The sequence below is a fragment of the Spiroplasma poulsonii genome (genome assembly GCF_009866525.1).
GTDB classification, from domain to species: Bacteria; Bacillota_I; Bacilli_A; order Mycoplasmatales; family Mycoplasmataceae; genus Spiroplasma; species Spiroplasma poulsonii.
On the sequence record NZ_CM020866.1, the window covers coordinates 275,819 to 288,857 of the forward strand.

At 28.3% G+C, this 13,039-nt stretch carries 9 protein-coding genes, 1 pseudogene and 1 riboswitch; all 10 genes and pseudogenes read left to right on the top strand.

Annotation, left to right across the window (positions count from 1 at the left end; translation table 4 throughout):
- Positions 1-139 precede the first annotated feature (139 nt).
- A complete protein-coding gene (locus tag MSROBK_RS01480; RefSeq protein ID WP_227991343.1) occupies positions 140-3,553 on the top strand; it encodes an ABC transporter permease in 3,414 nt (1,137 codons plus the stop codon).
- 54 nt (positions 3,554-3,607) lie between these two features.
- Positions 3,608-4,402, top strand: coding sequence for a MurR/RpiR family transcriptional regulator (locus MSROBK_RS01485; RefSeq protein ID WP_040092719.1), 795 nt, complete (start codon positions 3,608-3,610; stop codon positions 4,400-4,402).
- A gap of 121 nt (positions 4,403-4,523) precedes the next feature.
- Entirely contained in the window at positions 4,524-6,686 is a 2,163-nt protein-coding gene (locus MSROBK_RS01490; protein WP_040092720.1) for a fructose-specific PTS transporter subunit EIIC, read from the top strand.
- A gap of 11 nt (positions 6,687-6,697) precedes the next feature.
- A complete protein-coding gene (locus MSROBK_RS01495) occupies positions 6,698-7,720 on the top strand; it encodes a MalY/PatB family protein (protein WP_227991345.1) in 1,023 nt (340 codons plus the stop codon).
- Between the two features lie 175 nt (positions 7,721-7,895).
- Complete coding sequence (locus tag MSROBK_RS01500; RefSeq protein ID WP_040092721.1) at positions 7,896-8,282, top strand: RidA family protein; 387 nt, start codon at positions 7,896-7,898, stop codon at positions 8,280-8,282.
- Between the two features lie 161 nt (positions 8,283-8,443).
- Entirely contained in the window at positions 8,444-8,626 is a 183-nt protein-coding gene (locus MSROBK_RS01505; protein WP_040092722.1) for a hypothetical protein, read from the top strand.
- A 35-nt stretch (positions 8,627-8,661) separates the two neighbouring features.
- A complete protein-coding gene (locus MSROBK_RS01510) occupies positions 8,662-9,342 on the top strand; it encodes a hypothetical protein (RefSeq protein WP_040092821.1) in 681 nt (226 codons plus the stop codon).
- Positions 9,343-9,461: 119 nt separating this feature from the next.
- Positions 9,462-10,297, top strand: a protein-coding gene (locus tag MSROBK_RS01515) for an IS5 family transposase (RefSeq protein WP_105628873.1) whose coding sequence is annotated in 2 segments (ribosomal slippage) — positions 9,462-9,858 and positions 9,858-10,297 — 837 coding nt in all. Because the reading frame shifts where the segments join, the coding sequence is not laid out codon by codon here.
- 158 nt (positions 10,298-10,455) lie between these two features.
- A riboswitch (purine riboswitch) is annotated at positions 10,456-10,556 on the top strand.
- A 91-nt stretch (positions 10,557-10,647) separates the two neighbouring features.
- On the top strand, positions 10,648-12,063 hold the full coding sequence (locus MSROBK_RS01520; protein WP_227991346.1) for an NCS2 family permease: 1,416 nt from the start codon (positions 10,648-10,650) through the stop codon (positions 12,061-12,063).
- Between the two features lie 383 nt (positions 12,064-12,446).
- Positions 12,447-13,033, top strand: a pseudogene (locus MSROBK_RS11380) (purine-nucleoside phosphorylase).
- The last annotated feature ends 6 nt before the right edge of the window (positions 13,034-13,039 follow it).

Here is a 13,039-nt window from a genome sequence, read left to right on the forward strand (position 1 = left end):
TTAAATTATACGGAGATGAAAACTAATGATAAGACATTTATTCAAAAATTTTTGATTAAGTTTTACCAAGAATAGTTTGCAGGTTTTGGGATTGTTTTTAATGTTGGGTGTCGTCATTACTCTTTTTGGAGGAATGATTATGTCAAATGATTTAAGTACTAGTCAATTAGCTGTGATTGGAAAAAACTTATATAATACCAATATTTCTTTTCGCTTTAGTGAGCAATTAAAAATTGCTTCAAATAATAAAAATTTATCATATGGATTAAATAACATTAACTATATTAATTCTAACCAAACAATTGATGCTACAAAAGTAGAAAGTTCTTATTTTTTATTGCGAAAGGGAACGAATGATAGTTATCAAATTTTTTTAGATTCAACAAAGGATCCAACATATAACGGAAAATGACTTGCTTTAAATAGTTCAAATCCTTATTTTGTTGAGCAACTAAAAGCAACGGGGAATGTTGTTTTAAATTTTACAAGCAATATTTTACCTAGTAGTGATTATTTTTTAAGTCAAGCAGATTATGCTGAACTACTGGGATATTTAAAAAACCCTAATGGTTTGATTCCGTTTGTTAGTTCACCAAATAATCCGCGTTTAGCAACTGATACAAATGTTTTTACTGATGCTTATCAAAGTTTTGTTCAAAACCAACCACGCATTTATCAGTTAGAATTACTTTTATTAAATTCTGTCATTATTGGTTCGGTTGCTGATCGAGCAATTATGAATGAAACAATGCAAGTTTATGACATTTTTAAAGCTGAAAATTTTTACATACAAAGTGATCGCCCGTATTATTGAACAACACCAATTATGGTTAAGGGGGATTATAAAACTTTTTTAGATTATAATGCAACAAGTGATTATCCACCAATTATTATTAATAATTCTTATGCTTCGCATAATAAAATTAAAATTGGTGATTCTTTTACCATTTATGGATTTAAATATCGTGTTGTTGGATTTGGAACTAATGCTTATGTTAATAGTGCTTCGAATGAATCATCATTTATTTATAATCCGTATTTATGAATTCGTGGTGATGAATATGATCGTTTGCAGCAAAATATGGCAGCAGCAGCCCGAATTATGAGTAATGGGGTAACAATTAATGCGGCATTGGCGAAGGACCAATGAAACAATGATTTTTTAGCAGCAAAAAATAGTTGAAGTGATATGGCAAATGTTTATGATAATGCTAATTTTTCATATTCAAACGGGGCGTATAGCCCGTTAAATCATATGAAAGAATTGATTTCAAATAAAGAAGAAATTATTTGGTCAATTTTAGTGGCGATTTCATTACTATTAGTAATTTCATCATTTATTATGATCAGTATGATTGTCAATAAATTGTTATTTGTTAACCGTGGTATTATTGGAAATTTAAAAGCCCAAGGTTATGGCACAGGAACAATTGCTTTTTTACTATTATCTTGTTTTCTACTATTAATGTTTGTAATTGCTTCGTTATCACTAATAACGAGTTGAATCTTTGCGTTTATCCTAAATATTACATATCAAGGATTTTTAGAATTTACAACTTATATTTCAATTCCACCGTGATGATTAATTATTGGAACGTATTTATTGTCAAGTTTAGTTGTTTGTGCCTATGCGTTCTTATTTATCATTATTGAAGTGTCACGACCAACCTTAGTTTTGTTAAAACCAAAAGTGGTAAAAACGCACATTCCAAAAATTGGTTTTTTACATTTAAATTTTAAATATAATATTAGTCTTAAGTTTACCTTAGATGCAAAATGGAAATTATTATTAACAATTGTTGTAACAACTTTAACGGGAGCAATGTTGTTTACTGGTTTAACAACCATTATTAATTTTAGTCAGATCAATCTTAATTTAAAAGAAAATACAAATTGGAAATATGTTTACCGTTATGATACAAACTATAATGATCCTACTGGTCAAACCCCACCATATGATTACTTGGTATATGAAAGTCCAGCTGCAGTTAAAGATCCTAATGTTTCGGGGTATCTTTTATTAAATCCCCAACAAAAAATTTTTACGGAAGAAATGGTTTTGAAAAAATATACTAGTGTTGGAACAACACCACCAGTTTGTGGACCATTTGTTGGTGATAGTACTGTTATTCCTTCGTTAAAACATTTATGGTTTAAAGCTAATTCTTATGAATGATACTTACAAAATTGTAAAGATACCAAATATTATGATCAAATTACAAAGTTTATCCAAGGGTCTGTTTACGAGTATTTTATTAATGAATTAAGTCATGAAGATGGAATTATTACAATAGGGTATCAACCAATTATTTATGGACCATATCAATCAGAAATTTTTGCTTATACACAAAGTCTTTATGCGCAAGAAGCAATTAATTATAATAATTTAGAACATTTTTTAACAAGTTATCAAACGGCAAATGATGAATCAACAATTAATTTATCAATCCCAACTTTTTATCGTAATTTTATTAGTAGTAAAAAGTTAAAATCTTTAACAGGAAATGCAATTGAGTTTTATGATTATAAAAATAATACTAATTTATTTTATCCAAACGTTGAAGAAAAAACAGATATTAGTTGATTCTTTAATAAAATAAAAAGTTTTGACCAAAGTGGTGATACAGATAGTTTATTACGTGCAGCACAAGCAGAACGCTTTAGTTCAAAAGTTAATTATGCTATTTTGCAAGTTAATGAAATGAAAAAGTTAATTCAAAGTAAAAACTGGTTTTATAGTAAGAATCCAAAGTGAGATCCAACCAATTATCGTGTTCAATTATATCCAATTATTATTAACAAAGCGTATCGGTTTTTACAAGGTGTTAATATTGGTGATATTTTAGTAAGCAATTTTAATGATAAAAATGTTACTTTTTATGTTGTTGCTGATCAGTTTGATAATGGAATGAAAAATATGTTTTTAATTAATCGTTATAATAATCAACGTTTAACACCAAAACGATTAGCAACATTATATTCATCTTTACTTCAAAATGAAACATATCATTATATTGGGGTTTATGAAAAAAATAACAACTATAATGTTTTACCCAATCCTTCTCAATATCAACCTTCGCCAATATATAATGGAACGCAAAACTTAAAAATATTGTTACAGCAAACGATTAATTTACAAATTATTTTATTCTTAATTTATTTACTAATACTTGTTGCATCAATTGTTGCTTGTATTTTCCAAATCTTCATTATTACTAATATTATTTTAAAAGATAATTTAAAAGTCTTAAATAGCTTTAAAGCATTAGGCTATTCTGACCTTTGAATTTTTAACCGAATGTTTTTAATTTATTTACCAATTATTTTAATTAGTTGAGTAATTTCAATTCCAATTGGAGCAATGGTTATTAATTTAATTCGTTATCAAATTGTTTATAATATGTTGTCCTATGTTTCGGGAACAGTTAACATTGGTGATTACTTAATTAGTTTCTTATGATTATTATTAGTAATGTTTATTGTTGCTTTTGCTTTAAATAAACGATTTATGAATCGACGTTATCCAATTTTGAAAACAATGAACTGAACTTAACCAATTGCTTGTTGAGGTGGAATTTAGAATTAATCATTCCAAGGAGGCTTAAAAATGGACACAGATTTATTAAAACAATTACAAATATTAGCAGTTGATCAAAAAAACTTAACAAATCAAACAATTGCCCGTTATATTTTGACAAATCTTACAACAATTAATAAGTTAACAACAAGTGAGATCGCTACTAATTGTTTTACTTCGGCCGCTGGGATTATTCGATTTTGTCAAAAACTTGGATTGGAAGGAATTAATGAATTAAAATTTAAGGTCAAATATTTAACAGAACATGTTTCGTTAGATGTTCAACAATTTAATGCTAATAAGCAATTAGTTCATGATGAAATGGCTTTTTTTGACAAATACTTAAAAATTAAAATTGAATCAGCGGAATTGTTACACACTGCTTTTTTTCAAAATGATTTATCAACATTAATTAAAAAAATTACAACTGCTAAAACTGTTTTTATTTTTGCGTTTAATTTAGCATATAATGTTTCACGAAATTTTGCTCAACGGTTACGATGAATTAATAAGAATGTTATTCACCAAAATGATTTAAACTCAATTGAATCTTATTTACCAATGATAATGACTGATGACATGGTGCTTTATATCACTTTGAGTGGACAATCGAATTTTATTGCTGCAATTGCTAAACAAGTTAATCCTGATGTATATTCCTTTGGAATTATTGGGAAAAAAACTGCTTTAACAGAACACATAACAAATTATTTTGTTGTTAATTCGCGGGAAAATGAAATTTGAGATGTTTTTTCAATTCGTTCACAAACGGTAATGCAATTTTTAGATTATTTATATGCAAAAATTATTCGCAAGTATTTTTAATAAAATCTATTTCATTTGTTAGAACTATATTCCAAAATATAGTTTTTTTATTGTTTTAATTTTCCTTTTTGCTTTAATTAAGGCAAGGACAACAAAATTTTATTAAAATAAGGAGGATAAAATGAGTATTAAAAATAAAGATGATCTTTTTTCAATTGAACAAATTGTTTTAGATTCATCAGCTACAACAAAAGATGAGGCATTTCAAGAATTAGCAACAATCGCTTATAAGGCAGGATGTATTGATAATATTGATAAATTAACAAAAGCGCTATGAGCCCGGGAACATGAAACATCAACGGGGTTAGAAGATGGTTTTGCAATTCCCCATGCACGAATTAAATATATTAAAAAACCAGCGGTTATTTTTGTCCGTTATCAAACTGGATTATCATGACCAACATTTGATAATAGTGCTGTTCAAGTTGCAATTGCTTTAATTATTCCAACGAATAAAAAAAATGATATTCATTTAGAAGTCTTAAGTAATGTTGCTAAAAAATTATTAAATCCTGATCTGCGGCAAACCTTAAAAAAAGAAAACGATAAAACAAAAATTTTGGCATTATTACAAGCAGAAGATGAACCAACAACTGTAACAAAAGAAAATTATAAGGGCTATGTTTTAGGAATTACTGCTTGTCCAGCTGGGGTAGCGCATACTTATATGGCGGCGAAAAAAATTGAAGATGAAGCAAAGCGTTTGGGTTATGCAGTTAAAGTTGAAAAACAAGGAGCAAATGGTTTTGAAGATAAATTAACACCAGAAGATATTCAAAACGCTAATGTGCTAATTATTGCGGCTGATATTGCTATTGGTGAACAAGAACGGTTTGTTGATATTCCAATTTTAAAAGTAGCGGTTAGTGAACCATTGTATGATGTTGATGGTGTTTTTAAAAAAGCATTTCAAATTATGCGTCAACTTCCAAATCAACAGATTCCAACAACAAAACAAATTAAAACTAAAAAGGAGAAAGGTTGATTTAAATTACATTTTAAAACGGGAGCTGTTAGTTTAAAAAATGCTGTTTTAACGGGAATTTCTTATGCAGTACCAGTTATTGTGGCTGGAACAGCAATTCAAGCTTTAATTACAATTATTATTCAAATTGCTGGAGCGGATTATATTGTGCAACATGCTAATTGATTAAATACTTTAAGTAATGTTGCTGGAAAAAGTTTAAGTATTTTATCAGCACCAGTACTAGCAGCTTATATTGCTTATGCCATGGCTGATAAACCAGGGTTAACACCAGGGTTTCTTGGTGGTTTAGCATGTGTCTATGTTACAAAAACCGCTGCTGATGGCACAGTAATTGTTGATGGCCTTGGGTTTTTAGGTGGTTTAATTACTGGGATGCTAGTTGGATATATGATGAAATTATTTAAAAAATATTTAGTTAGTCAAAAAATGCAAGGAGTTTTAACGTGGTTTGTATATCCTATGTTAGGGTCATTAATTAGTATGTGTGTAATTTTATTTGTTATTGGGCAACCAATTGCTTTATTAATTAATGTTATTTTTAGTGGGTTAACAACTTTACAAACATCAAATTTAGCAGCCTTGCTAGGAATTATTATTGGAATGATGTGTGTCTTTGATTTGGGCGGGCCATTTAATAAAGTAGTATGAGCTTTCTCATTTGCATCATTTTCACAAGCCTTTACTGGGGGACAATTAACTAACCCAACATTATTGGTACCATATGCTTGTTTTTGAGCAGCAGGAATTGGAACTGGTTGAACTACAGCATTAGTAACATTTATTGGTCGTCGTTTTTCCAATCAATATGAAAAAGAAGCTGGTAAAATGGCATGAATTCTATCATCGTTAGGAATTACTGAAGGTGCAATTCCGTTTGCTTTATCTGACCCATTCCGTGTGATTCCTTCGTTTATGCTAGGTGGTGCTGTTTCGGGGAGATTATGTGCAGCCTTTAATTTAGGTTCAACAATTACTGGTGGTGGTTTTATTACAATGGCGGGGATCCAATCAACAACGGGTACCGTCTCAATTGGGGTAGCAATCTTATTATGATTAATCTTTGCCATTATTGGTTGCGCAATATCAACAAGTTTATTATTAGGGTTAAAATATATTAAGACAAAACCAATTATTGAGAAAAAAGTTCAAACTTGAACAGTTAATATTTTATCATTAGGAATTGTTCCAGTTGTTAAAAAACAGCATTTAAAAAAATTTAAACAATTATCATCAAGGGAACAAGAACAATATTTAAATCATAAACAGAGAAAAAATAATTCTAAGATCGAAAGGTAAAACTGATCATAATGAAATATAACTTTGATATTATCATTGACCGTAGTCAAAATTTAGAACGAAAATGAGATCACACTTACATTGCAAAAAATTATCATCTAACTGGTGATAATATCATTAATTCATCAATTGCCGATTTAGATTTTACGACACCACTACCAATTATAGATGCTATTTTGGAACGCGCAAAAAAAGGAGTTTATAGTTATAGTTATGTTAGTGATGATCTTTATCAAGCAATTAGTAATTGATATTATCATCAACATCAAGTTAACGTTCCGGTTGATAAAATTAAGTTGGTTCATGGAACTGTTAATGCGTTGCATCAATTAATTCAATGTTTAACAGATGTTAATGATTATGTCTTAGTTCAAACCCCAGTTTATGGGCCATTTGGGCAAGCAATTATTAATAATAAACGGCGCCTGCTTGCAAATCAATTACAATGAGTCGATGATACTTATCAAATTGATTTTGCAATGTTTGAAACAACAATTAAAAAATATCAACCAAAATTATTTATTTTGTGTAATCCTCATAATCCTGGGGGGCGTGTTTGAACAAGGAACGAATTACAAAAAATAATTGCAATTTGTCAGCAATATCATGTTTTAATAATATCAGATGAAGTACACGGTGATTTAGCATTACCAAACGTTAAATTTAATTCGTTACTATCATTTACAATTTTAGATAATTATCTAATTGTTTGTAATTCCCCAAATAAAGCTTTTAATCTTGGCGGTTTAAAATCATCGTACTTAATTACACATAACGAGATGTTAAGAGCCAAAATTGATGAACAATATCAACGTGCTTCAATCACGTCACCCAATGTGTTTACAATTCCAGCTTATCTTGCTGCTTATAATAATTCGGAAGTAATTATGTGAAAGACAGCAATGTTAACCTATGTTGTAAAAAATTATCAGTATGTTAAAGAAAAACTAACAGTAATTCCAGGTTTAAAAATTATGAAATTAGAAGCGTCATATTTGGTTTGAATTAATTATGCAGAAACTAACCTAACTTAACAAGAAGTTAATGAACTACTATGAAAACATAAATTAATTGTTAGTAAAGATAATGATTTTGTTGAAACGCCACCATCATGTTTTAGAATTAATATTGGAACATCGTTTGCGATGGTCGGCAAAATAGTCAACATTTTAATAACAATTTTTACTAAATAAGAAAGGAAAATTTAAGATGAGTAAAAGAATTATCGCAACTACCTTAGCTCCGCAGGCAATTGGTCCGTATTCACAAGCAATTAAAGCTGGTAACTTTCTATATGTTTCAGGACAATTACCATTAGATCCATCAACAATGACTTTTGGTGGAACAACAATTACTGATCAAACAAAATGAGCATTAGAAAATTTAAAATCAGTTATTCAGTCAGCTGGTTATAGCTTAGCAAATGTTGTAAAAGTTAATATTTTCTTAAAAGATATTAATGATTTTTCGGCAATGAATGAAGTTTATCAAACATATTTTACCGAAGACTTTCCCGCTCGTTCAGCAGTGGCTGTTGCAGGTTTACCAAAAGATGCTTTAGTTGAAATTGAAGCAATTGCTTATTTAGATAATTAATTAAGCTTTATCTTAAAACAAAGAAGAAAATTTCTTTGTTTTTTATTATTTATTTTTATCGAAAAAATAGTATTAAAAATTTAAGATAATTAAATTAAAGTTACTCTCTGATTGCTTATAGAATAAAGTGTTATAATTATTGGCAGTGAGTAATTAAAATTATGAAAAAAGATCAAAGAGATAATCAATTAACAGAAGCAGAAATTCAACAGAAATTACAAGAAATTGAAAATAATTTTAAATGTGTCCCTGAAGTTTTCGATGGTGTTGGATTTTGTGCGAAGTCATTTGATGAAAATGGCAAACTAATTACCCAAGAACCAGACGAAAAATCTAAAAAATAAGGTAAGATTTATATGTAAGGAGAATGTGATTAAAAATGTTTGGATTAGCACAAATAACAGGATTAGTTTATTTTGTCTTCATTGTAATTACAGGTTTGTTTATTTTAGGATGATTAACTTTTGGTTTTGTTCTACTTGGATATAAAAGACGTAAAACAGCTTTAGAACCACGAAAATTATTACGAAAAATGTTAGATGATAATGATTTTCAAGATGTTAATATCGGGGAACGAAAACGTATTATTAAAGCGCGTAATTTTTCTAAAATAAGTAATGCCGTAGTTATTCGACAAAATGATTATAAAGACCAAAGTATTGCTAAAATTTATGATATTATTTTTCATTTTTATTATGTTTATAATAAAAAAACAAAAGAGTCAAAATCTTTTTTTTGATTAAAATTTTTATCATGATTTTTAGTGTTTGATTTATTTTTATTTATTGGAACAACAATTTTAGTTGTTTTAACACAATTCTTAAAAGACAGTGATGTTATTAATGGGATGGGAATTGCAATTCAGGTTTTATCAATTATGGGGATTATTTTTTTAATTCTTGGTTGGTTTTGTTGAATAAATTTAGTAGAACATTATCGCCAAGATCTAATAACATTAGCAACAGAATATTTATCAGATAAAGATTTAAAAACTTTTAAAATTTATACTAGTTTTAAAGCTTTTTTCCCGTTTTCTGAAAATGTCATTTGTTTATGTTAAAGGGATTGAATTTTAAAATTTAATTCGGTATATTTAAAGAGTAAATATATTAGACTTCTTGCGATACCATTTTTTATTAAAATATTATTATAAAATATAATTTATGAGGACATAAAAATATGAACAATAATAAATTTAATACTCTTAATGATAGAGAATGGTTAAGATTAACAGGAATAAAAAAATCCACTTTTAATAAAATGTTAGATATTTTAAAAGTTGCTGAAATAGAAAAATTTAAAAAAGGTGGTAAAACTAATAAATTATCATTAGAAAATAGATTATTGATGACTTTATTATATTGACGAGAATATCAGACTTATTTTCATCTTGGTAAAAGTTTTGATATTAGTGAGGCTAATTGTTATCGTAATATTAAGTGAATTGAAGATATTTTAATTAAAAACTCTGATTTTCAACAACTTGCCGGTAAAAAAGCACTAATAAATGATTATTTTAATGATAAAACTATTATTATTGATGCTACCGAAACTCCAATCCAACGCCCAAAAAAAGACAAAAACAATCTTATTCTGGTAAAAAGAAAAAACACACGATCAAAACACAAGTAATTATCGAACAAGAAACCAAAAAAATTATTGCAACAAGTTTTTCGCTCGGAAAAAAACATGATTATGCTTTATTTAAAGAATCAAAAATCCTAATTTTAAAAAATACCAAATTAATAGTTGATAGTGGTTATCAAGGAATACAAAAAAATCACAATAATTTTCTAATACCTACAAAGAAAACAAAGAAAAACCCTTTAAACAAAGAACAAAAGCAATATAATAGACTAGTTTCAAAAATGAGAATTATTATTGAAAATATTTTTGCTATTCTTAAAAAATTTAAAATTATTACAGAAAAATATCGTAATCGAAGAAAAAGATTTGGTTTAAGATTTAATTTAATTGCCCCAATTTATAATTTACAATTATTATATTTAACATAAAATATTTATTTAAAATTAAATAATTTAAATAATAAATTAATTTTTCGTTGTGGAAAAATATTAAATTTTTAAATAAAAAACATAATTAATTAAAATTATATTTTTCTATTAGTATCTTTTTTACAAATATTTGCAATTTTTTAACAAGTAATGCAAGAAGTCTATTAAACAACACCACCTGTATATGCTAGTAATATGGTCTAGCGTTTCTACGTCTTGTAAATGTAACAAAGACTCTATAGGTTAATGCTCTTTCTTTTTGCGTTAACTTATGTTTATCAACAAGGTTAATGTTTTTTATTTTTGCATAGATTTGAATGGAGAGTTAGATTAAATGTTTAAAAAAAAGATTGAAACTTTTTTTTCGTTTTGGTGATTTAAAAACTACTTTTAAAAAAGAAATTATTGGTGGTTTAACAACTTTTTTAGCAATGTTATATATTTTGTCCGTCCAACCGAATATGTTATCTACTGCACCAGATATTAATCATCTGGCCTATCCAAGTCAGAATATGGCTTTTGGCGGAATTTTCATTGCTACAGCACTGGCATCTTTCATTGCTACATTAATTATGGGGTTATCAGCAAATATGCCAGTTGGTTTGGCACCAGGAATGGGACTGAATGCTGTTTTTACTTTTAATGTTGCTAATAATGGTTTGGGTTACCAAGGGGCTTTAATTGCTGTCATATTGTCAGCGGTTATTTTTTGTCTTATTTCAGTAACAAAATTACGAACAATTGTTATTAATGCAATTCCAAATTCATTAAAACTGGCAATTGGGGCTGGAATCGGCTTTTTTATTGCTTATATTGGTTTACATAATATTGGTTTTGTTGGTGATAATGCTGTTACGCCAGGAGGAATTGTTGTTAATGGTGGAATTCCAGTTGCAACATTAGGAAATTTAAAAACTAATTTGCCAATGATTTTAATGGGTTTTGGGGTATTAATTCTAATTTTTGTTTTACACTTTAATAAAGTGCCTGGAGCAATTGCAATTGCAATTTTAGGAGGGCTGGGTGTTTCTTTGATTATTGGGAATGTTATTGACAGTGATTTTATCCGATTAAATTTTGCACATTGAAAGGGTTGAAGTTATAGTGATTTTAATGGCTTTGGTACTAATTTAAAATCAACTTTCACAGCATTTACGAATCCAAAAATTTGAACATCACCAATTATGTATATTTCAATTTTTGTTTTTCTCTTTGTTGATTTTTTTGATACAACAGGAACGTTATATTCTGTTTCAACACAAATTTCAACCGCAACAGGAGAACAATATGATTTAAAACCACGCGCTCTAATTGCTGACTCTGTTGGAACCTTAGTTGGTGGAACATTAGGATGTTCACCGGTGACAAGCTTTGTTGAATCAACAACTGGCGTTTCACAAGGAGCACGAACTGGATTTTCTGCCATTATTACAGGAACAATGTTTTTAGTTGCAATTCCGTTATTTCCAATTTTTAAATTAATTACGCCAGCGATTTCTGGGGCGGCAGTTATCTTTGTTGGAACATTAATGGTTAGTCAAATTAAAGATATTGAATGAGCAAAACCAGAATTCGGAATTGCTGCTTTCTTTACGATTATTACAATGATTGTTACCTTTTCAATTACAAATGGTTTAGCGCTTGGGTTTATTGCATATGCCTTAATTTGTTTAATTACAAAAAAAGCCAAAACTGTGGCAATTACAATTTATATTTTAGACCTCTGTTTTATTGGATATTTTATTGCTTTTGCCTTTGTCCAGTAACGTTGAAAAGATAAATATGCAAGGAAACTCTTTTTGAAAGAGTTTTTTTGTTAAAAATAATGTAAAAGAATAATTGTATTAATAATAAGTTTATTTTAAAATATAAAGAAGAAGGTAAGGAGGCTAGTAATATGCGGTTAGATAATAAACTTTATGATGAAAATTTAACAACAGACGTTAATTTTTTGAAACAAAAAGTAGTTGATTGAAAAGACTATCAATTTTTAATGGTCCTTGGTTCAGGTTATAATGATCTTGCTGCTTCATTTAAAATTAATCATAGTATTAAATATGTTGATATTCCGTTTTGACCAGGTTGTACAGCACCACATCATTTTGGAAATTTAGTTTTTGCTGAACATAATGGTAAAAAAGTGGTATTTATGCAAGGGCGACACCATTATTGCGAGGGATATAGCATGAGTGAAATTGCTTTTCTAATTTATACTTTAGTACTGTTAAATGTTAAAACAATGATAGCATCTAATGCGGCTGCTAGTCTAAATGCACAAGCAATTAAAATTGGCGAAATTTGTGCAATAACAGATCATATTAATGCTTTTGGTGACAATCCAATTATTGGATTAAATAATCCACGATTAGGAATTCGCTGACCAATTCCGCAGAATTTATATGATAATAAATTACGACAGTTACTATTAACAGTTGCAGAAAAAACAATATTAAATTAAAAACAGGAGTATATGTTGGATATCCAGGCGGAATATTTGAAACAGCTAGTGAAGCAAGGATGTATAAACTATATGCGCAAATGATTGGAATGAGTATTGTTGCAGAAGCAATTGCCGCCTTTCATAGTGGGATGAAAGTGGCTGGGTTAGCAACAGCAACAGTTTGTTCAATTGGTGATAATCCTGATTTTGTGGATGATGATTATATTATGAAACAAACCCAAAAAATGGCGGGTGATTTAAAAATTTTATTAATGGAATTATTAGAAATAATTTAAAAAAAG